Origin of the sequence: Streptomyces sp. CA-111067 (genome assembly GCF_050956065.1) — a bacterium.
Lineage (GTDB): Bacteria > Actinomycetota > Actinomycetes > Streptomycetales > Streptomycetaceae > Actinacidiphila.
Genome location: NZ_CP192103.1, coordinates 647,193 through 667,783, shown reverse-complemented (window position 1 = coordinate 667,783; position 20,591 = coordinate 647,193). Strand labels below are relative to the sequence as shown.

The 20,591-nt window shown below is 73.4% G+C and carries 22 protein-coding genes; 9 read left to right on the top strand and 13 right to left on the bottom strand.

What is annotated here, in order from left to right:
• Window positions 1-47: 47 nt before the first annotated feature.
• From ACQPW6_RS02920 to ACQPW6_RS02910, 3 genes are all read right to left on the bottom strand, one after another.
• Complete coding sequence (locus ACQPW6_RS02920) at window positions 48-914, bottom strand: aldo/keto reductase (protein WP_433887925.1); 867 nt, start codon at window positions 912-914, stop codon at window positions 48-50.
• Window positions 911-1,510 carry a GrpB family protein gene (locus ACQPW6_RS02915; protein ID WP_433887924.1) on the bottom strand — a complete coding sequence of 200 codons (600 nt, stop codon included), beginning with the start codon at window positions 1,508-1,510 and terminating at the stop codon, window positions 911-913. Before ACQPW6_RS02915 ends, ACQPW6_RS02920 begins: the two co-directional genes overlap by 4 nt.
• Window positions 1,511-1,634: 124 nt before the next feature.
• Entirely contained in the window at window positions 1,635-2,021 is a 387-nt protein-coding gene (locus tag ACQPW6_RS02910) for a chaplin (protein ID WP_433894400.1), read from the bottom strand.
• 241 nt (window positions 2,022-2,262) lie between these two features.
• Between ACQPW6_RS02910 and ACQPW6_RS02905 the strand changes: the two genes are divergently transcribed.
• Entirely contained in the window at window positions 2,263-2,532 is a 270-nt protein-coding gene (locus ACQPW6_RS02905) for a glutaredoxin family protein (protein ID WP_433887923.1), read from the top strand.
• A 72-nt stretch (window positions 2,533-2,604) separates the two neighbouring features.
• Entirely contained in the window at window positions 2,605-2,802 is a 198-nt protein-coding gene (locus ACQPW6_RS02900; RefSeq protein ID WP_433887922.1) for a DUF4236 domain-containing protein, read from the top strand.
• 25 nt (window positions 2,803-2,827) lie between these two features.
• Here the strand turns inward: ACQPW6_RS02900 and ACQPW6_RS02895 are convergent, their stop codons facing one another.
• Together ACQPW6_RS02895 and ACQPW6_RS02890 are read right to left on the bottom strand one after the other, a co-directional pair.
• A complete protein-coding gene (locus ACQPW6_RS02895; RefSeq protein ID WP_433887921.1) occupies window positions 2,828-3,961 on the bottom strand; it encodes an SMP-30/gluconolactonase/LRE family protein in 1,134 nt (377 codons plus the stop codon).
• Between the two features lie 196 nt (window positions 3,962-4,157).
• The gene (locus ACQPW6_RS02890) at window positions 4,158-4,361 is read right to left on the bottom strand and encodes a hypothetical protein (protein WP_433887920.1); all 204 of its coding nucleotides are present in this window, start codon (window positions 4,359-4,361) and stop codon (window positions 4,158-4,160) included.
• A 235-nt stretch (window positions 4,362-4,596) separates the two neighbouring features.
• Between ACQPW6_RS02890 and ACQPW6_RS02885 the strand changes: the two genes are divergently transcribed.
• Window positions 4,597-5,586 carry a YihY/virulence factor BrkB family protein gene (locus ACQPW6_RS02885; protein ID WP_433887919.1) on the top strand — a complete coding sequence of 330 codons (990 nt, stop codon included), beginning with the start codon at window positions 4,597-4,599 and terminating at the stop codon, window positions 5,584-5,586.
• Between the two features lie 55 nt (window positions 5,587-5,641).
• Window positions 5,642-6,625 carry a magnesium and cobalt transport protein CorA gene (locus ACQPW6_RS02880; RefSeq protein WP_433887918.1) on the top strand — a complete coding sequence of 328 codons (984 nt, stop codon included), beginning with the start codon at window positions 5,642-5,644 and terminating at the stop codon, window positions 6,623-6,625.
• 72 nt (window positions 6,626-6,697) lie between these two features.
• Here the strand turns inward: ACQPW6_RS02880 and ACQPW6_RS02875 are convergent, their stop codons facing one another.
• From ACQPW6_RS02875 to ACQPW6_RS02860, 4 genes are all read right to left on the bottom strand, one after another.
• Entirely contained in the window at window positions 6,698-9,061 is a 2,364-nt protein-coding gene (locus ACQPW6_RS02875; RefSeq protein WP_433887917.1) for a glycoside hydrolase family 65 protein, read from the bottom strand.
• Window positions 9,058-9,801, bottom strand: a complete 744-nt coding sequence (locus tag ACQPW6_RS02870) for an HAD family hydrolase (RefSeq protein WP_433887916.1) — start codon at window positions 9,799-9,801, stop codon at window positions 9,058-9,060. Before ACQPW6_RS02870 ends, ACQPW6_RS02875 begins: the two co-directional genes overlap by 4 nt.
• A 95-nt stretch (window positions 9,802-9,896) precedes the next feature.
• A complete protein-coding gene (gene sthA / locus ACQPW6_RS02865; protein ID WP_433887915.1) occupies window positions 9,897-11,297 on the bottom strand; it encodes a Si-specific NAD(P)(+) transhydrogenase in 1,401 nt (466 codons plus the stop codon).
• 82 nt (window positions 11,298-11,379) lie between these two features.
• The gene (locus ACQPW6_RS02860; RefSeq protein WP_433887914.1) at window positions 11,380-11,925 is read right to left on the bottom strand and encodes a DoxX family membrane protein; all 546 of its coding nucleotides are present in this window, start codon (window positions 11,923-11,925) and stop codon (window positions 11,380-11,382) included.
• Window positions 11,926-12,109: 184 nt separating this feature from the next.
• On the opposite strand from ACQPW6_RS02860, the gene ACQPW6_RS02855 reads away from it, so the two are divergent.
• Together ACQPW6_RS02855 and ACQPW6_RS02850 are read left to right on the top strand one after the other, a co-directional pair.
• Window positions 12,110-12,937 carry a hypothetical protein gene (locus ACQPW6_RS02855; RefSeq protein ID WP_433887913.1) on the top strand — a complete coding sequence of 276 codons (828 nt, stop codon included), beginning with the start codon at window positions 12,110-12,112 and terminating at the stop codon, window positions 12,935-12,937.
• A gap of 227 nt (window positions 12,938-13,164) precedes the next feature.
• The gene (locus ACQPW6_RS02850) at window positions 13,165-13,995 is read left to right on the top strand and encodes a VOC family protein (protein WP_433887912.1); all 831 of its coding nucleotides are present in this window, start codon (window positions 13,165-13,167) and stop codon (window positions 13,993-13,995) included.
• On the opposite strand, the gene ACQPW6_RS02845 is transcribed toward ACQPW6_RS02850, so the two are convergent.
• Complete coding sequence (locus ACQPW6_RS02845; protein ID WP_433892271.1) at window positions 13,992-14,978, bottom strand: IS481 family transposase; 987 nt, start codon at window positions 14,976-14,978, stop codon at window positions 13,992-13,994. The two genes, ACQPW6_RS02850 and ACQPW6_RS02845, sit on opposite strands and share 4 nt — an antisense overlap.
• A 294-nt stretch (window positions 14,979-15,272) precedes the next feature.
• The gene (locus ACQPW6_RS02840; RefSeq protein ID WP_433887911.1) at window positions 15,273-15,683 is read right to left on the bottom strand and encodes a DUF2795 domain-containing protein; all 411 of its coding nucleotides are present in this window, start codon (window positions 15,681-15,683) and stop codon (window positions 15,273-15,275) included.
• A gap of 123 nt (window positions 15,684-15,806) precedes the next feature.
• Between ACQPW6_RS02840 and ACQPW6_RS02835 the strand changes: the two genes are divergently transcribed.
• Window positions 15,807-17,528: a CHAD domain-containing protein gene (locus ACQPW6_RS02835; RefSeq protein WP_433887910.1), complete on the top strand. Its 1,722-nt coding sequence runs from the start codon at window positions 15,807-15,809 to the stop codon at window positions 17,526-17,528.
• A gap of 4 nt (window positions 17,529-17,532) precedes the next feature.
• The gene (locus tag ACQPW6_RS02830; protein WP_433887909.1) at window positions 17,533-17,850 is read left to right on the top strand and encodes a hypothetical protein; all 318 of its coding nucleotides are present in this window, start codon (window positions 17,533-17,535) and stop codon (window positions 17,848-17,850) included.
• A 46-nt stretch (window positions 17,851-17,896) separates the two neighbouring features.
• Here the strand turns inward: ACQPW6_RS02830 and ACQPW6_RS02825 are convergent, their stop codons facing one another.
• Window positions 17,897-18,361 (bottom strand): MarR family winged helix-turn-helix transcriptional regulator, encoded by a 465-nt coding sequence (locus ACQPW6_RS02825; RefSeq protein ID WP_433887908.1) that lies wholly within the window; start codon window positions 18,359-18,361, stop codon window positions 17,897-17,899.
• Window positions 18,362-18,514: 153 nt separating this feature from the next.
• Between ACQPW6_RS02825 and ACQPW6_RS02820 the strand changes: the two genes are divergently transcribed.
• Window positions 18,515-19,747: an MFS transporter gene (locus ACQPW6_RS02820; protein ID WP_433887907.1), complete on the top strand. Its 1,233-nt coding sequence runs from the start codon at window positions 18,515-18,517 to the stop codon at window positions 19,745-19,747.
• Window positions 19,748-19,930: 183 nt separating this feature from the next.
• On the opposite strand, the gene ACQPW6_RS02815 is transcribed toward ACQPW6_RS02820, so the two are convergent.
• Window positions 19,931-20,476, bottom strand: a complete 546-nt coding sequence (locus ACQPW6_RS02815; RefSeq protein WP_433887906.1) for a hypothetical protein — start codon at window positions 20,474-20,476, stop codon at window positions 19,931-19,933.
• Window positions 20,477-20,591: the final 115 nt, after the last annotated feature.

Genomic DNA, 20,591 nt, shown 5'->3' with positions numbered 1-20,591 from the left:
GTCGGGCCGGTCCGACCGAGGCGGCCGGACCGGTTGCGGCGGGTGGCTCAGACCGCGTCGGTCAGCGCCTCGAACTCCTCCTCGGTGAGGGAGAGTTCGGCCGCCGCGATGTTGTCCTCGACGTGCGCCACCGAGGAGGTGCCCGGGATCGGCAGCATGGCGGGGGAGCGGCGCAGCAGCCAGGCCAGCGCCAGTTGGGACGGGGACGCGCTGTGCTCCCGGGCCAGCGACTCCAGCGGGCTGCCCGGCTTGGCCAGCCGGCCGGTGGCCAGCGGGAACCACGGGATGAAGCCGATGCCGGCCGCCGCCGCGTGGTCGAGCAGCTCCTCCGCGGACCGGTCCGCGAGGTTGTACCGGTTCTGCACGGAGACGATCTCCGTGCTGGCGCGGGCCTGTTCGAGCTGGTCGACGGTCACCTCGGACAGCCCGATGTGCGCGATCTTGCCCTCGTCCTGGAGCAGCTTCAGCTCGCCGACCTGCTCCGCCAGCGGCACCTTGGGGTCCACACGGTGCAGCTGGAACAGGCCGATCCGCTGCACGCCGAGGTGCCGCAGGCTCATCTCCGCCTGCTGCCGCAGGTATTCGGGGCGGCCGACCGCGCGCCAGTCGCCCGGACCCGAGCGGGTCAGCCCGGCCTTGGTGGCGATCACCAGGTCGTCGGGATACGGGTGCAGCGCCTTCCTGATCAGCGGCTCGGCCACCGCGGGGCCGTAGGAGTCGGCGGTGTCGATCAGCGTCACCCCGAGCTCGACGGCGCGGCGCAGCACCCGTACCGCCTCGTCCGGGTCGGCCGGCTGGTCCCAGACGCCGGGGCCGGTGAGCTGCATCGAGCCGAAGCCGAGGCGGGTCACGGGCAGTTCGCCGCCGAGCGAGAAGCTGCCGGACGCCTTGGCGGGCTGGGTGGAGGTGGTCATGAGCGGATACTCCCTGCTTGCGGTGTGCCGGGCGGGGACCAGCCGGTGCCGGCCGCCCAGCGTTCGGCCGCGGCCATCAGTACGTCGGTGGCGGGCCCCTTGATCCGCCCGTAGTCCAGCAGGTCGGGCGCGCTGCGCGCCAGCTGCCGCTTGAACTCGCCCCAGGAGCGCCGCACTTCGTCGTCGGCACGCAGGAAGTCGCGGAACAGCAGCGCGTAGCGGGCGCCGGCGCCGGCGCTCTGCCGCAGGTGGACGTTGCAGGAGCGGGTTCCGGCCGGCGGCGCGAACACCAGCTTGGCGCCGACCTGTCCGCTCGACGTCTCGGAGCGGTTCCACGGCTCGGGGCGGCAGCGGAAGCCGATCGCGGCCAGCCGTGGCACGTCACGTGCCTCGTCCACCAGCGCCATCCGCACCTGCACGTCCACGCAGTCCTTGGCGGCCAGACCGGGTACCGAGGTGGAGCCCACATGGTCGACGGCGAGGGCGTCCCCGCCCAGTACGGCACGCAGCCGGTCCGCCAGCCGCTCGAAGTCGGCGGGCCAGTCGGGCCGGTAGTCGACCACCGAGACCGGCTTGATCTCATCGGCGAAGGGCATACCGCAGGCTACCTCCGGGCGGCGCCGGAGGGCTTGCCGGAGGGCTTGCGGACCCCGGCCGGAGGTGGGGTACGGGCCGCCGCCTGCTCGGGGTGGCGGCGGCCCGGGTCATGGGGGCCGGCTGCTACTTGCAGTCGTCCTTCATGTGGTGCCAGGCGTGGGCGCTGTGGTCGCGGTCCTGACGGGCGAGGCCGTCACGGTGGTCGCCCGTCATGCCGGCGTGGTCCGTCCGGCCGTCCGACATGCGCCCGTCCGACATCCGGCCGTCGTACGTGCCGCCGTCGACGTTGGCACAGGTGTTGCCGAACGCCGGGTTGAGCAGGCCGATCACGTTGACCGAGTTGCCGCAGGCGTTGACCGGCACGTGCACCGGGACCTGGATCAGGTTGCCGGACAGGACACCGGGCGAGCCGATGGCGGCACCGGTGGCGCCCGCGTCCGCGCTGGCCACACCCGCGCCGAACAGCATGATCCCGCCGGCCAGCGCGGCCAGGACCGCACCCTTGCGCATGAGCTTCACAACTACTCCCTTGAAGGCTGGTGGACTTCGCCGACGGGCCGAGGTGTGATCATCCGGTTCGCCGGTCAGAGCACTCACAGTTCGTCACGAACCGCGACGCGGACGGCTGCCGCGCCCACAAGTCACCCGGACGGGGGGAGCCGCCCCACCGGCGCCGTCCGGCCGCCCGCACGTACGCTCGGGGAGGGAGTGCGGCGAACGGCCGGCGCGCGAACGGGACAAGGGGGAGCCGATGGCGGCGGAGAGTGACGGAGTGGTCGTCTACTGGCGGCGCGGATGCGTCTACTGCATGGACCTGCGGCTGCGGATGTTCCTCGCCCGGCTGCCCTACGCGAAGGTGAACATCAAGCGGCACCCCGAAGCGGCGGCCTTCGTCCGCTCGGTGGCCGACGGCAACGAGACCGTGCCGACCGTGACGGTGGCCGGCCGGCCGATGGTGAACCCGTCGATGGGCGAACTGCGCGCGGCCGTGCGGCAGTACGCGCCAGAACTGCTGGCCTGAGGTCGAACAACCGCGCGGATGAGGTCAGTTGTCGCGGGCAGAAGAGCGACAGGCCAACCGTTGGAGGACACCATGCCGATGACTTTCCGCAAGTCGTTCCACATCCTGCCCGGCGTGCGGGTGAACGTGAACCGCAAGTCGCTGTCGCTGACCCTGGGCCGCAAGGGCGCCCACCGGACCTGGTCCACCAGCGGCCGGCGCACCACGTCCGCCGATCTGCCGGGCCCCTTCGGCTACCGGCACACCGACAGCAGGCGGGACCGCGACTGACCGGCCCGCGGCCGGGATCCTCCGCTCAGCGGCCGGCCGGCCCGTCCTGCCCCGCCGTCCCGCCGAGACCCGCCGTCCCGCCGAGACCCGTCGGTCCGGCGGGGCCGGTCGGCCCCGCCGGCAGGTCCACGCGGGCCAGCGCCGAGCCGGTCAGGCTGCCGAGATACAGCCGGCCCTCGTGCTCGCAGACACTGGTCGCCATCCGGAAGCCGTCCAGCGGGCGCTGGAGGTCGTGCACCACCCGCCCGTCCGCGTCGAACGCCATCGCCCAGGCGGTGGGCGCCGGTCCGGGCAGCGCCCGGTAGGGCAGCAGCCGCCACAGCGACCGGCGGAGCGCTGCCGGGCCGCGGTGCAGCCGGTCCAGCAGCGGATCGCGCGGCCCGGCGAGCGCGGCCCAGACCAGACCGCCGGCGCCGCGTGACAGGTTGTCGGGGAAGCCCGGCAGGTCGTCGGCCAGCGGCTCGCGCTCCCCGGCGCGCGGCCCGGTCAGCCACAGCCGGGTCAGCCGGTAGGCGCCGGTCTCCGCGACGGTGAGCCAGGACTCGTCCGGCGCGAGCGCCAGGCCGTTGGCGAAGTGCAGCCCGTCGAGCACGACCTCGGGCGGCTCGCCGGGCGCGATCCTGACCACCCGGCCGGTGCCGGAGTGCTCCAGCAGGTCGCCCTTGTAGTGCCGCAGCCGGTAGCGCCCGCTGGAGGACGACACGTAGACGGTGCCGTCCGCGCCGACCGCCACGTTGCTGCACAGCGTGGCCGAATCCCCGCCCTGCCACAGCAGCTCGCTGTCACCGGTCGCGGGGTCGATCCGCACCAGACCCCGGTCGGCGTCGCAGACCAGCAGCCGCCCGTCGGGCAGCGGGTGCAGGCCCAGCGGCCGGCCGTCGATCCGCGCGGCCTGCTCCACCCGGCCGCCTCCGGTGTACACCCGCAGGATCCGGCCGTCCGCCACCCCCGTCAGCAGCCGTCCAGGACCCTCGGCCACCACATGCTCGGGCCCCTCGCCGCCCAGCGGCAGCAGGTCCACCATCGGCAGCGGTATCCGGCTGACCCGCTGCGCGCTGCGCGCCGGGTGCGGCGGCGGATCCCACACCACGGGCCGCATGGCGGGCTTGGCCGCGCGCCCGGTGGTGCTGTCGGTGGCGCTATCGGCGGGCGAGGACATCGCGGCCCGCCTCCCGCCCGTACTGCCCGCGCGGGACATGCCGCGCGCGCTGCCTGTCTGCGGTCCCCGAGCGGGACCCGTTCCCTACCGACATGCGGACTCCCTGCCGAACTCGACGTTCAGCAGCGGCTGCCCGGCCCGCGACCGGGGCAAACGCCCGGCCGCTGCCGATGCCACCGGCATGATCCGCTTCGGGTCAGTTCTTGGCCATGATCACCGCGAGCACCACCACCACGGCGATCACGATCAGGGCGAGGACGACCAGGGTGGCCCGCCCGGTGCCGCGCGGGGTGGGCTCGGGGGTCGGCCGTACCGTCTGCTCCCACTGCGGTACCAGCGGCTCGTCCACCACGTACCGGCTCGGCTCGGGCGCGCCCGCTCTCGGCTGCTGCTCGGACATGTCGTGTCCTCCTCCGTCGGGGGCCGTTCCGTCAGGGGACGGCGCTCGGTCGGGGACCGCGGGTCCTTGCCCGGGGTCCGTTTCCGGCCGGGGGTCCCTGTCCGGCCGGTTGCCCTGCGCCGGGCCGGGCAAACGACTCCGGCCGTCACACGGAGGCACTGCCATGAACGCGCCGTGGCCGGGCAGAAGCTCTCTGACCGCGGCGCAACGGCCGTCCGACGACGAGGGGCAGTCTGTGAGCACTGGCGACAGCGCGGTGCGGGAGTCCGGCCGCGCCCGGCGGCCCAGGCTGCGGCGCACGATGGCGGTGCTGCGCTTCACCCGCACCTTCGGCCGCACGCTCGGCGCCGCCTGGGACCAGGACGCCACCGAGCGCGCCGCGGCCCTGACCTACTATGCGGTGCTCGCGCTGTTTCCCGCGCTGCTGATGACCGTCACGGTGATGGGGCTGGCCGGCGGCGGGTCCGACAGCGGCCTGACGGACGGGCTGACGACGCTGCTGCCCGCCCAGTCGCGGCCCGTGGTGGCCTCCGCGCTCCAGCAGATGGCCGAGGACCGGTCCGCCACCGTGTCGGTCGCGGTGGTCGGCGGGCTCGGCGCGGTGTGGTCGGCGTGCAGCTACGCCAGCGTCTTCCGGCGGGCCCTGCACACGATGTCCGGGACCGAGGACCACCGCCCGGCGTGGCGGACCGCGCCGCGGGTGGTGATCACCTCCGTGACCCTGCTGGTGCTGCTGGTGTGCAGCGCGGTCTGCCTGGTGGTCAGCGGCGAGCTGGCCCGCAGGACGGGCACCCTGCTGCACATGAGCGGCCCGGTGATAGCGGCCTGGCGCAGCCTGCGCTGGCCGCTGCTGGTGTTCGTCGCGGCGCTGCTGGTGCTGATCCTGTTCCGCTCCGGCCCGCGGGCCGGCCGCTCGCTGCGCTCGCTCGCGCCCGGCGGGGCGCTGGCCGTCGCGCTGTGGCTGCTGGCCTCGGCCGGCTTCGCCGCGTACACCTCGCGGATGGGCACCTACAACCGGCTCTACGGGCCGCTGGCCGGCACCGTGGTCTTCCTGGTGTGGCTGTGGTTCTCCAACCTGTCGCTGATGATCGGCGCCCACTTCAACGCGGAGCGCTCCCGCGCCGTCCGGCCGGTTCCCGAACCGGCGGACCCGGTGGCGGTGGCGGTGGCCGAGCAGCGAGGTACAAAGGAGACAGAGGCCGCCAGGGACGGAAGGCGCCGGTGACGGACCGGACCCCGTGCCCGGTACGGCCGCCGGCGTCCGCGGAAGGGATGGTCGTGTGATCGTTGACTGCGCCATCTACCAGGACGGCCGCCGCACCAAGACCCCCGACGACCTCTCCGACGCGCTCGCCCAGGCCAGGGCGTCGGCGGACTCCTTCATCTGGATCGGGCTCGCCGAGCCCACCGAGCGGGAGTTCGACCGGGTGGCGACCGAGTTCGGGCTGCACCCGCTGGCCGTCGAGGACGCGCTCAAGGCCCACCAGCGGCCCAAGCTGGAGACCTACCGCGAGGCCCTGTTCACGGTCGTCAAGCCGCTCAGCTACGACGACGAGCGGGCCCAGGTCACCGCCAGCGAGCTGATGGTGTTCATCGGCGACGCCTTCGTGGTCACCGTCCGGCACGGCGACGCGCACACCGCCGCCGACGTCAGGTCCCGGATGGAGGACCGCCCCGAGGTGCTCGGCCACGGCCCGGTGGCGGTGCTCTACGCCATCTGCGACGCCGTGGTGGACGACTACCTGGACATCGCGGCGGCGCTCCAGGTGGACCTGGAGGAGCTGGAGGGGCAGGTCTTCGCGCCCTCCGGCGGCGACTCCAGCCGGCTGGCCTCGGTGATCTATGCCTTCAAGCGCCAGGTGATGGAGTTCCGGCGGGCCACCGCCCCGCTGTCGGAGCCGATGGACCGGCTCGCGGGCGGCAGCGTGCCGTTCGCCGGCGAGCACACCCGGCCGTTCTTCCGGGACGTCGCCGACCACCTGAGCCGGGCCAACGAGGCCGGCGACGGCCTGGACCGGCTGCTGTCGGACATCCTGGCCGCCCACCTGACCCAGGTGGGCGTGCGGCAGAACGACGACATGCGGAAGATCTCCGCGTGGGCGGCCATGGCGGCGGTGCCGACCATGATCGCCGGCATCTACGGGATGAACTTCGACCACATGCCGGAGCTGCACCAGATCTGGGGCTATCCCGCGGCGCTCGCCCTGATGGCCGCGGTGGTGTTCGTCCTGCACCGGCAGTTCAAGCGCCGCGGCTGGCTCTGACTCACCTCTGACAGCCGTCGCCCGGCCGGGGCGGTGTGCCGGGGCCGGGGCCGGGCGACGGGATCAGCGTGGTCAGTTCTTGCGCTTCGGGCGCCGCAGCGGGGCCCGCCCGGCCGGCTGCGCCGGCTGCGGGCGGTGCGGGAACTCCGGCAGGTCCCGGGTCACCGGCTTGTCCGCGCTGAGCGTGAACGGCTCCTCGTAGTGCAGGATCTCCAGCGGCTCGGAGCCCTCGGCCAGCGAGTACGTCGCCGAGGTGTGCTTGACCTCGACCCGCAGCCGCCGGCCGCGGAACTGCAGCCGGAAGGCGATCCTGCTGAGCGCGTCGGGCAGCCGGGGCGCGAAGCGGATCGAGTCGCCGTCGAACAGCCGCATGCCGCCGAGCCCGGCCACCAGCGCCGTCCAGGTGCCGGCCAGCGCCGCGATGTGCAGCCCGTCCCTGGAGTTGTTCTCCAGGTCCTCCAGGTCCATCATGGCCGACTCGCCGAGGTAGTCGTAGGCGAGCTGGAGGTGGCCCACCTCGGCGGCGATCACCGACTGGCAGTACGCGGAGAGCGAGGAGTCCCGGACGGTCAGGGCCTCGTAGTAGGCGAAGTTGCGGTCCTTCTCCTTCGCGGTGAACGCGTCCCCGCGCAGGTACATCGCCAGCACCAGGTCGGCCTGCTTGACCACCTGCTTGCGGTACAGGTCGAAGTACGGGTAGTTGAGCAGCAGCGGGTAGCTCTCGGCGTCGGTGCCGTCGAAGTCCCAGCGCTCGTGCCGGGTGTAGCCGGCCGACTGCTGGTGCACTCCCAGCTCGTCGTCGTACGGCAGGGTCATCGCCGCCGCCGCGTCCCGCCAGGCCGCGGTCTCCTCGTAGGTGACGCCGAACTCCGCCGCGTGCCGGGGGTGCCGCTCGGCGGCGTCCGCGGCGGCGGTCAGGTTCGCCTGCGCCATCAGGTTGGTGTACGCGTTGTCGTCGGCGATGGCGCTGTACTCGTCGGGCCCGGTCACCCCGTCGATGTGGAACGCCCCGGAGTGGTCGTGGTGGCCCAGCGAGCGCCACAACCGGGCGGTCTCCACCAGCAGTTCGAGGCCGGTGTCGATCTCGAACTGCACGTCGCCGGTCGCGGCCACATAGCGGCCCACGGCGTCGGCGATGTCGGCGTTGATGTGGAAGGCCGCGGTGCCGGCCGGCCAGTACGAGGACGCCTCGTCGCCGGTGATCGTCCGCCACGGGAAGGCCGCTCCGGCCAGGCCCAGCTGCTTGGCCCGGTCGAGGGCGGCCGGCAGCGTGTTGTGCCGCCAGCGCAGCACCTCGGCGGCGGCCCGCGGCGAGGTGAACGTCAGCAGTTGCAGGACGAACGTCTCGGCGTCCCAGAAGGTGTGGCCGTCGTAGCCGGAGCCGGTCAGGCCCTTGGCCGGGATCGCCCGCTCCTCGGCGCGGGCGCCGGCCTGCAGTACGTGGAACAGCGCGAAGCGCACCGCCTGCTGGATCTCGGTGTCGCCGTCCACCTCGACGTCGGCCCGCTCCCAGAAGTCGTCCAGGTACGCGCGCTGCTGCTCCAGCAGCCCGTCCCAGCCGGTGTCGCGGGCGCCGACCAGGGCCGCGTCGGCCTGGTCGCGCAGCGCCGGCAGCGACCGGGTGGCCGACCAGCCGTAGGCGACGAACTTCTCCAGCCGCAGCGTCTGGCCCTCTTCGAGCACCGAGGTCACGGTGAGCCGGCTGACGTCCTCGGTGGCCTCGGCGGAGATCTGGGTGGTGCCGGGGCCGTCGACCCGGTGGTCGGCGGCGGCGGCCACCCGCAGCTTGCTGCGGGCCGTGGAGTGCACCAGCCGCAGCCGGGTGCCGCTGGCCGAGTGCTCCTCGGGGGTCAGCGGCGACTCCAGCGCCGCGGCCACCCGTGGGTCGCCCTTGGCGCTCGGCAGCTCCTCGTTGGCCGCGAGCTCGGACTGCACGACCACCCGCATCTGGCCGTCGAGCGACTCCACCTCGTAGGCGATGGCGGCGACCGCGCGCTGCTGGAAGGACACCATCCGGGTCGAGGTGACCCGCACCGCGCGCCCGGCCGGCGACACCCACTCGCAGACCCGGCGCAGCACGCCGGCCCGCAGGTCGAGCTCGCGCTCGTGCCTGCGGATCGTGCCGTAGCGCAGGTCGAACGGCTCGTCGTCGACCAGCAGCCGGATCAGCTTGCCGTTGGTGACGTTGATGACGGTCTGGCCGGACTCCGGGTAGCCGTAGCCGGCCTCGGCGTACGGCAGCGGGTGCAGCTCGTGCAGACCGTTCAGATACGACCCGGGCAGCCCGTTCGGCTCGCCCTCGTCGAGGTTGCCGCGCCAGCCGATGTGGCCGTTGGACAGCGCGAACACCGATTCGCTCTGCGGCAGCACCTCAAGGTTCAGCTCGCACTCACGCAGGCTCCACGGCGCGACCTCGTAGGCCGGGTCGTTGATCACACGGTCACCCCGATCAGATCGGCTAGGTCCTTGACCACCGTATCCGCACCGTGTGAACGCAGCGCGTCGGCCTGGCCGACCCGGTCGACGCCGACCACGTAGCCGAACCGCCCGGCCCGCCCGGCGTCCATGCCGACCAGCGCGTCCTCGAAGACCGCCGCCTGGTCGGGGCCGAACCCGAGGTCGCTGGCCGCCTCCAGGAAGGTGTCCGGCTTGGGCTTGCCGCGCAGCCCGCGCTCCTTGGCCGTCCCGCCGTCGATCCGCACGTCGAGCAGGTGCTCGATGCCGGCCGACACCAGCACGTCACGGCAGTTGGCACTGGACGAGACCACCGCGGTCTTCAGCCCGGCGGCCCGTACCGCCTCCAGATAGCGCACCGAGCCGGGGTAGGGCTTGACGCCCTGGGTGCGGATCTTCTCCAGTACGGCGATGTTCTTGCGGTTGCCGAGGCCGTGCACGGTGTCGCGGGTCGGCGGGTCGTCGTCCTCGCCCTCGGGGAGTTCGATGTCCCGGGAGGCCAGGAAGCTGCGCACCCCGTCGGCCCGTGGCCGGCCGTCCACATACTCGTCGTAGTCCTCGGTCGCGTCGAACGGCCGGAACCCCTCGCCGTCGCGGTGGCGCAGGAAGGTGTCGAACGTCTCCTTCCACGCCGCCGCGTGCACGAGCGCGGTCGGGGTCAGTACGCCGTCGAGGTCGAAAAGGCAGGCAGTCACGTTTGCGGGCAGGCCGATCTCCGTCATGCGGCACCTTGTGCCCGCTTCGGGACCCCGGCAACCCGCCTGTCGTGCAAAAACGCCGACTTGGCGCCACCGGGCGGCGCGCCGCGGCGGCGGGCTCAGCCGAGCCGGTCGATCTGCCGGATCTTGTTGGTGACGTCGAGCGCCGCCACCTTGTAGCTCTCCGCGAGCGTCGGGTAGTTGAACACCGCATCGACCAGGTAGTCCACGGTGCCGCCGCAGCCCATCACCGTCTGCCCGATGTGCACCAGCTCGGTGGCGCCGGTGCCGAAGCAGTGCACGCCCAGCAGCCGCCGGTCGGTGGGGGAGACCAGCAGCTTGAGCATGCCGTGCGCGTCGCCGATGATCTGGCCGCGGGCCAGCTCGCGGTAGCGCGACACGCCCACCTCGAACGGGACCATGTCGTCGGTCAGCTGGTCCTCGGTGCGGCCGATGAAGCTGATCTCCGGGATGGTGTAGATGCCGATCGGCTGGGCGTCCCCCGCCACGCCGACCGACTCGCCGCAGGCGTGGTAGGCGGCCAGCCGGCCCTGCTCCATCGAGGTCGCGGCCAGCGCCGGGAAGCCGATCACGTCGCCGACCGCGTAGATGTGCGGGACGGCGGTGCGGTAGTGCTCGTCCACCGAGATCCGGCCGCGCTTGTCGGCCGTGAGCCCCGCCTTGTCCAGGTCGAGGCCGTCGGTCAGGCCCTGCCGGCCGGCCGAGTACATCACCGCGTCGGCGGCGATCTTCTTGCCGCTCGCCAGGATCGTCAGCGTGCCCCGCGGGTGCCGCTCCACGGCCGCGACCGTCTCGCCGAACCGGAAGGTCACCGCGAGCTCGCGCAGGTGGTACTTGAGCGCCTCGACGATCTCGCCGTCGCAGAAGTCGAGCATCGCCTCGCGCTGCTCGACCACCGTGACCTTGCTGCCGAGCGCGGCGAACATGGACGCGTACTCCATGCCGATCACCCCGGCGCCGACGATCACCATGGAGCGGGGCACCCGCTCCATGCTGACCACGCTGTCGGAGTCCATCACCGTGACGTCGTCGAACTCCACGGTCGCCGGGCGGGCCGGCCTGGTGCCGGTGGCGATGACGATGTTCTCCGCGGTCACCACCCGGTCCTGGCCGGCCGCGTCCCGGACGGCGACCGTGTGCTGGTCGAGGAAGTGGCCGGTGCCGGGCAGCAGCGCGACCTGGTTCCTGGCCAGCTGGCTGCGCACGACGTCGACCTCGCGGCTGATCACGTGCTCGGTCCTGGCCGTCAGGTCGGCGACGGTGATGTCGTCCTTCAGCCGGTAGCTCTGGCCGTACAGATCGCGCTGGTTGAGGCCGGTGAGGTAGAGCACCGCCTCGCGCAGGGTCTTGGAGGGGATGGTGCCGGTGTGCAGGGAGACCCCGCCGAGCGCGTCGGGGCGGTCCACGATCGCCGCCCGGCGGCCGAGCTTGGCCGCGGCGATGGCCGCCTTCTGTCCGCCGGGACCTGAACCTATGACGAGGATGTCGAAATCGGGCACGGGGCGAGTCTGTCAGTCCGCCGCCCGGCCCGGAAGGGGCATCCCCCGGAGGCTGGCCGCCGCCCTCTCCCGGCCGGCGGCCTCAGCGGGACGGCAGGTGGTCCCGGACGCCGCCGGCCAGGCTGCCGGCCGCGCCGGTGACGTTCCCGGCCAGGCTGCCGGCCGCGTTGCCGGCCGCGTCGGTCGCCGCGTGCGCCCGGTGCGACGCCTCGGCCGCCGCGTGCCGGGTGCCGCTGCGGGTCCGGTAGGCCAGCGAGGGCTTGCCGTGGGTGTCCGCCGCGACGATCAGCAGCCCGCCCATCATCGACAGGTTCTTGAAGAAGTGGATCCGCTGCGCGGCCCGCTCCTGCGGATCCTCCATGGTCCAGTACGGGTGGCCGGCCAGCGTGGTCGGCACCAGCGACAGCGCCAGTGCGAACGCCGAGAGCCGCGGCAGCCGGCCGAGCGCCAGCAGCGCCCCGGCACCGAGCTGGACGGCGCCGTTGATCCGCACCAGCTGCTCCGGGTCCTTGGGCAGAAAACTGACGCGGTCGGTCAGCGGGGTCGTCACCGACTCCGCGTGCGGGGCGACCCTGGCGGGGTCGCGGACGGTGGACAAGCCGCCGTTGATGAAGGTACTGGCCAGCATGGGCCGGGCGATTCTTCTGAGGAGAGCCATGGGATGCGGGTGCCCGACCGGGCGGCGGGCATGCGTGTTGAGCGCGCGGATCACCGGCGCGGTGGTAGGTGTTGCGCCGATCGAGCGGGCCCGACCGCCCCCCGTCCGTGCGCGGTGCGGGGTTCACCCGCCGGGCCCGGGGCAGACGGCCGCCATGGATACCGCCGAACTGCCGGGGCGCCCCGGGCGACGACCGGTGCGGCCCGCCGTGCTGGTGTGCGTCCTGCTCGTCGCACTCGCCGTCGTGGCCACCGTGATCCTGACCGGACACGGGCACGCGCACCACGGCGGGGGAGCGGCGGGCGAGCCCGGCCGTGCCGGACTCGGCGGCCTCGGACCGGGCAGCGCCGACCCGGCCGCCTTCCGGGCCGGTGACGCCGACCTGCTGGTGCTCGACGGGGTCTCCGGCCGGATCCGGGTCACCGCGGACTCCGCCGCCGACACCGTGTCCGGCACCTTCCACCGGGACGGCGGGCCCGCCGCCGAGGTGCGCGGCAGCGTCGACCAGGCGGCAGGACTGCGGACGGTCACGCTGCGCTGCACGTCCGGCGGCTCCGACGACCCGGGCGACGCCGGCGGCCCGTGCGCGGGCGATCTGACCGTCACCCTGCCCGCGCACACCGGGCTGCGGCTCCGGCAGACCTCGGGGGAGACCGTGCTGACCGGCCTCAGCGGCGTACTGGACGTCAGCGTCGCCTCCGACCGGCTCACCGCGACCGCGCTGCGCCCCTCGCACGCCGACATCGCGGTCACCTCCGGCAGCGCCGACCTCGGCTTCGCGGCCGCGCCCGACACCCTCGCGCTCCAGGAGACCTCGGCCTCCACGGCACTGCGGCTGCCGGCCGCCGCGGGCGACGCCTACGCCGTCAGCTCCACCGCGACGTCGGCCGACGTACGGATCCAGGTGCCGCGGCAGGCCGGCGCCGCGCACCGGGTCTCGCTCGACGTCCGCTCGGGATCGCTCGCGGTACTGCCCGCCTGACGCCCGTTGCTGAGGCCCTTCGCCGAAGCCTGTCGCTGAGGCCCGTCGCGCGCTTCGGGGGCCGCCCGGGCGGCTCGCCGAGAGATATGCGGGGGTTCGGGGCAGACTGGTGCCGCGGGCCGCGCAGGCCCGGGTCCGACCGCGCGCATGAAAGCGCGGTAGCCGGGTACCCGAGGGCGCGGTGGCCCGGCCCGCGGCCCGATCCGAACGACGAGACGGCGTCTGAGATGACCGAGCGAGTACCCGAGCGAATACCCGAGCGCGCCGCTGCGACGTCTGCCGGCGGCGCCAGGACCAGTGACAGCGTCGGCGGCGCCCCCTGCTGGGTGCTGCTGACCGCGCGCGAGCTGGAGAAGGCGGAGAAGTTCTACGGCGCCGTGCTCGGCTGGGAATTCCGCTCGACCACGCTCGGCGACCAGTTCGCCATCGCGCTCAGCGACGGCAAGCCGGTGGCCGGGGTGGGCGCCGTCGCGGCCGACATGCAGGTCGCGGTGGCCTGGACCCCGTACTTCGCGGTCGATGACGCCGACGTGGCCGCCTCCCGGATCCGGGAGCGCAGCGCCACCGTCGCGCTCGGCCCGGTCGCCTTCGCCTCCGGCCGCGCGGTGCTGGCCGCCGACCGCGACGGCGCGGTGTTCGGCATCTGGGAGGGCCGGCTGCCGTCCGGCTGGGAGGACTGGCACGCGCAGGGCCCCGTCGTGGTGCGGCTGCGCACCCGGGACGCCTTCGAGGCGGCCATCTTCTACGGCGGCGTGCTGGAGTGGGCCGACGGCCGGCCCGGCGGCTGCACGGTGGACTACGAGCACGACGAGGTGGTGGTGCGCAGCCGCGGCCAGGTGGTGGCCCGGCTGAACTCCGGAGCGGTCGAGGCGGCGCCCGACCCGACGCTGCGCCCGCACTGGAACGTGCAGTTCACGGTCCGTGACGTGGCCGCCTGCGTCGAGGCGGCCCACGCGGCCGGCGGCTGGGTGGTGGCGGAGGGCGATCTGCGCTCCGGGGCGTACGCGGACCTGCGCGACCCGGACGGGGCGCTGTTCACGGTGACGGCGGCTCGCTAGGTGTATTGACCCGCAGGGTTGTTGACACGGCTGATCGGGGGTTGTCCTCCGAGTGCGGTGTGGCAGCGATGGTAGTTGTAAGCGTGCAGGAAGGGTGCGAAGGCTTCGGTGCGTTCGGTGTTGCTGGCGTAGGGCTTGAGGTAGGCCCATTCGTCGAGCAGGGTGCGGTTGAAGCGTTCTACTTTCCCGTTGGTCTGGGGCCGGTAGGGCCGGGTTCGTTTGTGGGTGATCCCGGCCGCGGTCAGGGCGTCGCGCCAGGCGTGGGATTTGTAGCAGGAGCCGTTATCGGTCAGGACACGCTCGACGGTGATCCCGTGGCCGGTGTAGAACGCCTGGGCCCGCTGCCAGAAGGCCACGGCGGTCTCTTTCCGCTCGTCGCCCAGGATCTCGCTGTAGGCCAGGCGGGAGTGGTCGTCGACGGCGGTGTGGATGAAGCTGTAACCGATCTTCGGGGTGCCGGAGGGGCTGCGGGCGGGTGTGGTGGCCTGGCGGTTCGCCTCGCCGGCCTGGCGGTCCATGACGCGGTGGCCGCCACCGTCGGGAATGTTCCCGAGTTTCTTGATGTCGATGTGGACCAGCTCGCCCGGCCGGTCCCGCTCGTAGCGGCGGATCACCGTGCCGGTCGGACGGTCCATCCAGGCCAGCCGGTTCAGGCCGTGCCGGGTCAGGATCCGGTGCACCGTCGATGTCGGCAGGCCGAGGACCGGGCCGATCCGGGCGGGCCCGAGCTTGCGTTCCCGGCGCAATTCGCACACGCGCACTTCGATAGCCGGCTCAGTCCGGTGCGGCGTGGTGCGGGGTCTGCTCGGCCGGTCGGCCAGACCCGCCTCACCCTCGTCCCGCCACCGCTTCACCCACTTGTAGCCCGTTGCCCGGGAGATTCCCATCTCGGCTGCCACATGAGCCACAGGCCGGCCGGCATCGACCCGCTGAACCAGCAGCCGTCTGCCGTGAACGGTCAGCCGGGCATTACGGTGGGACACGAAGACCTCCATGCGGTGCAGTCCTAGACAGCTCCACTGCATCGGAGGTCTTCGCCATGATCAAGCCCGACACGTGTCAACAACGCTCGTGATCAATACAGCTAGGCACTCGCGCCAGGCACTCCGGAGCGTTTGCGGGCCCCGGCGTTTCGACGCCGAGAGTCGCGAACCAGGGACTACCGGCGCGTCGAGGCCGAGACTCGCGAACCAGGGACTACGGGTGCCGGCAGGCACCGGACCGGCGGGGCCGGGAGATCCGGCACCGCCGGCCCGCGGGCCCGTACACCCGGCCGCTCAGTCCCTGCGGTTCTCGACCCCGAAGCCGAGCCCCTTCACCACCGCCTGGACGTTCGGGTACTCCACGTCGGAGGGCAGCGCCGCGGCCCGGTCGAGCAGGCCGTCGGGCGCCTGGTGACGGCGCAGCGTGTCGAGCACGGTGTCCCGGCGGGCCGGGAAGATGCTCCGCTCCAGGTGCCTGGCCAGCTCCGCGCGGACGAACACGTCACCCGGGGTCATGCCGGCCGGCGCCGAACCCTGCACCGCCGGCCTGCTCCACTCCGCGACCGGCTGGTCCTCGCCCAAGGGCTCGGGAGCAGGGCTCTCCTGGACGGGCACGGCGCCGTTGGCCGCCAGCTCGGCGCGCGTCTCCCGCTTGAGCTCGTCGTCGCGGGCGAACCCGGCCTTGTTGCTTCCCTGGTCCGTCATAAGGGGGTGACCTCCTCTGGCGTTCTGCTCTGGTCGAGTCGGGTACCCGAGCGAATCGGGCCAAAACGATCTGAGTCCGCCCGATTGCCGAATGCCCGGGAGCACGACGGGCAGTCGCCCTTCATGACCGCAACGCACACAGAACAGGAAGCGAAATTCGAAGGGACAGGCACGTTCGATCCGCAGTCGCTGCGCGGGCTGCCGTCGGTCTCCCGGATCCGCGAGGCGGACCCTGAGGAGCTGGACGCCGTCTACTACGACACGGCTGACCTGCGGCTTCTCGCCCATGGCGTGACGCTGCGGCGCCGCGGCGGCGGCCACGACGAGGGCTGGCACGTGAAGCTGCCGGCCGGCGACGCCCGCAAGGAGATCCACGCCCCGCTGCGCGCGGGCCGCGGCGGCAAGGTGCCCGGCGAGCTGAACCGCTGGATCAAGGCGTACGCCCGCGGCGGCGCGCTCGTCCCGGTGGCCCATCTGCATACCCACCGACGGCGCCATCTGCTGCTGGACAAGAGCGGCCGGGTGCTGGCCGAGGTGGCCCAGGACAGCGTGTCCGCGCAGGTGCTCGGCACCGAGCGGCTGCACCCGGACGGCGAGGGCCGGACGTCCAGGCCGGCGGGCCGGACCGTGGAGGCCACCGGTCGGACCGCGAAGCCCGCGGGCCGGAACGCGAAGCCCGCTGCCCGGACCGGCAAGGCGGCCGGCCGGCAGAACGGCGCCGGGCCCGCCCCGGCCCGGAACGACTCGTCCGGCACCAGCACGCTGGTCACCCAGTGGTCGGAGATCGAGATCGAGCGGGAGGACGGCGACGCGGGTCTGCTGCGCGCCGCGGCCCGGCGGCTCCAAGCCGACGGCTGGCACCGTTCCCCCAGCGCCCACAAGCTCGACCACGCGCTGGCCGGCGCCCTGCCGCCCGGCTTCACCGACCTGGAGCCCGGCCGCCGGCCGCGTGCCGGTTCCGCCGGGGCCGTCGTGATGGACCGGCTGGCCGAACAGCTGACCGTGCTGCTGTCGCTGGACGCCGCCGTGCGCGCCGACGCGCCGGACGCCGTCCACCAGATGCGCACCACCAGCCGCCGGCTGCGCAACCTGCTGCGCAGCCACCGCCGGGTGCTGGACCGCCGGCGTACCGATCCGGTCGCCGACGAGCTGCGCCGGCTGACCGGGGCGCTGGCCGGCGCCCGCGACCACGAGGTGCTGGCGGCACGGCTGTCCCGGCAGGCCGGGCGGCTCGGCGGCCCCGGCACCGAGGGGCTGGCCGACCGGATCGCCGCGCAGGAGGCCGTACGGCACGCCAAGGCGCTGAAGTCGGCGCTGGCGGAGCTGGACTCGCCCCGCTACCACGCGCTGCTCGACGCCCTGGAGGACCTGCGGGCCGATCCGCCGCTGCGCCGCAAGAGGGCGGGCAAGTCCGCCGTCAAGCACCTGCGCAAGGTGGCGGCCAAGGACCGGCACCGGCTCGCCGCACGGATCGAGGCCGCGGCGGACACGAAGCCGGGGCCGCGCCGCGACCGGGCGCTGCACTCGGCACGCAAGGCCGCCCGCAGGACCCGGCACACCGCCGAGAGCGCGCTGCCGTACGGGGGCAAGCCGGCCGCCAAGCTGCGCAAGCGCACCAAGGCGCTGCAGCAGGTGCTCGGCGACCACCAGGACGCCGTGGTGGCCCGCGCCGAACTGCCCGGACTCGCCGTCCGCGGCCACGCCGCCGGCGCCGACACCTTCGGCTACGGCAGGCTCTACGCGCTCCAGGACGACCTGGCGGCAGACGCCAGGCACGCGCTGCCGGGCGTGTGGGAAAAGGCCGGCCACCGCCGTCTTGTCCGTTTCACCAGCGGGAAGGCATGACCCCATGACCACCTACGTCGTCACCGTTCCGGGCACATTCGCGCAGGCCCCGTCCGAGCAGGACACCGCCGAGCTGAAGCGGGCGCTGCGGGCCGCCGATCCGCGCGGCACCGACTTCGGCGAGGCCGAGGATCTGGACGCCCTCACCCTCTACAGCGGCACCAGCGCCTTCAGCCTGCGCCTGGAGATCGAGGCCGACGACTCCCCGAGCGCGGAGGGCGCGGCCCGCACGATGGCGACCGCGGCCCTGCGCAGTACGGGCTTCGACGAGCACGCGGTGTCGCTCGGCGACCCGGTGATCACCGGCATCGACTCGGAGTGAGCCGTCCCCCGACCGGGGGCCGGGCTCGGGCTGGTAGCGGACGGGCTCAGGCCGGCTGCGGGCTCGGGGTCCGCTCCACCGCCCGCACCAGCGGGGCCAGTCGCGGATCGAGCGCGGCGGTGTCGAGCGCCTCGCGCAGCGCCGTGTTGTTCGTGGGCCGGGCCGCTTCCAGCAGGGCCCGGCCCGACGCGCTGACGTCGGTGTAGATGCCGCGCCGATCGGTCGGGCACAGGTAGCGGGACAGCAGCCCGCGCTCCTCCAGCCTGGTCACCAGCCGGGTGGTGGCCGACTGGCTGAGCACCACCGCGTCGGCGACCTGCTTCATCTGCAGATGGCCGCCGTCCCCGTCGTGCTGCCTGCTGAGCACGTCGAGCAGCGAGAACTCGCGGACGCTCAGCCCGTGCCCGGCCTGGAGGGCCCGCTCGATGTGCGCCTCGATCCGGTCGTGCAGCAGGGACAGCGCGCACCAGCTGCCCGCCAGGGCGGTCAGCGCCGGGTCGGTCGCGGTCATGAGGGCCTCCTTCGATGACATCACGCGTCTACAACTGTACCCATCTCACACATACCGCGCCAGCAGATATAGCGCGCTTGCAATTAACCAGCGCCTGCAACTATTGTCTACGCCAGTAAGGAGCTCACGCACTCTTCCTGGAAGGCGGTCCCCATGCCACTCGCACTGCTGGCCCTCGCGATCGGCGCCTTCGGCATCGGAACCACCGAATTCGTGATCATGGGGCTGCTGCCGCAGGTCGCCGGCGACTTCGGGGTGTCGGTGCCCACCGCGGGCCTGCTGGTCACCGGCTACGCGCTCGGCGTCGTGGCCGGCGCGCCGCTGATGACGCTGCTGGGCACCAAGGTCACCCGCAAGCGCATGCTGATGCTGCTGATGGGCGTGTTCGTCGTCGGCAACCTGATCTCCGCGGTCGCGCCGGTCTTCGCCGTGCTGCTGATCGGCCGGATCGTCACCTCGCTCGCGCACGGCGCGTTCTTCGGCATCGGGGCGGTGGTCGCCGCCGACCTGGTCGCGCCCGCCAAGCGGGCCGGCGCCATCGCGCTGATGTTCACCGGCCTGACCGTCGCCAACGTCGTCGGGGTGCCGCTGGGCACCTACGTGGGGCAGAGCGCCGGGTGGCGGATCACCTTCGTCCTGGTCGCCGGGCTCGGCGTGGTCGGCCTGCTGGGCGTGGCCCGGCTGGTGCCCGACATGCCCAAGCCGGCCGGGGTGCGGCTGCGCCACGAACTGGCCGTCTTCCGCAACGCCCAGGTGGTGCTCGCCATGGCGATGACCGTGCTCGGCTTCGGCGCCGTCTTCGCCGCCATCACCTACATCGCGCCGATGATGACCGACGTGGCCGGCTTCGCCGACAGCTCGGTCACCTGGCTGCTGGTGCTGCTCGGCCTCGGCATGGTGGCGGGCAACCTGATCGGCGGCCGGTTCGCCGACCGCCGGCTGATGCCGATGCTCTACACCGCGCTCGCCGCCCTCGCGGTGGTGATGGGGCTCTTCACCTTCACCGCGCAGTACAAGGCCGCGGCCGCTGTGACGATCTTCCTGGTCGGCGTGCTGGGCTTCGCGACCGTGCCGCCGCTGCAGAAGCGGGTGCTCGACCACGCCTCGGGCGCCCCCACGCTGGCCTCGGCGGTCAACATCGGCGCCTTCAACCTCGGCAACGCGCTCGCCGCCTGGCTCGGCGGCCTGGTCATCTCGGCCGGCCACGGCTACGCCGCCGCGAACTGGGTGGGTGTGGCGCTCGCGTCCTCCGCGCTGATCCTGGCGGTGGTGGCCGGCTCGCTGGAACGCCGGGCGAGCCGCCCCGGCCGGCTGGTCGTACGCTCCGATGACGGCGACGGCGCCGCCGAACCCGTCCCGGTGGCGGCGGACCAGCACGCCGGGTGAGGCCGCCCGGGGAAACCGCACAGCGCCGCGAGAAACGTTCGAAAGCCCGCCCGTCCGAGGGAGTGCGATGCCGCCCGGCGGGCAGGCGACCCCTGTCCCTCCCTGGACGGGTCCGGTCGGCCGGTGCCACTGCCGACCGGACCCACACGCGTCCGGCGGCGGCACCGGCGGCCCTCCGGCCGTTCAGGCGGTCCGGCTCCGGTCGCCGTCCGCGGCGCTCAGCCGCCGCTCGGCCCGGGTCAGCCGCTCGATGTTGCGCCGCCGTCCCCACACGATCAGGCCCGCGAGCACCACACCCGCGCCGAGAAAGGCCAGGCCGGACCCGAACTGGCCTACGGCCAGCGAGATCACCGAGACGGCCAGCCACAGGAAGCCGAGCAACGGGAGAGCCCACTTGGCGCCCCCTTGCAGCTTGGCCAGCCGCCGCTGCGCCAGTTTGCGCATGGCCTGCCGCTCCGCCGGATCCTCCGGCACCTCACCGCGCCGCATCCTGCGCTCCAGCTGGGGCAGTTCGTCGGCCTTCGCCCCCACGGCCCGGCTGTCCCTGCGCCGCCTGCGGACCTGCCACCCGGTCATCCAGGCCGCGTAGATCGCGGCGCCGATCGCCGCGTCCGCCCAGGTGCGGCCGGGCCTGAGCAGCTGGAATCCGCCGTACACCACGAAATAGAACAGGCTGAGCACCCACCACTTGCCCAGCCACCGACGCCAGCCTGAATTGTCCTGAGACATACCGTCACGTCCTTGATGCCGTAAGTGCCGTGTGTGGGAACGTTGTTCTTACGTCGGCTACCCCGGAGCCGCCTCCCGACGCCGCCGGCCGGCGGCCGACGCGCGTCCGGCGCGG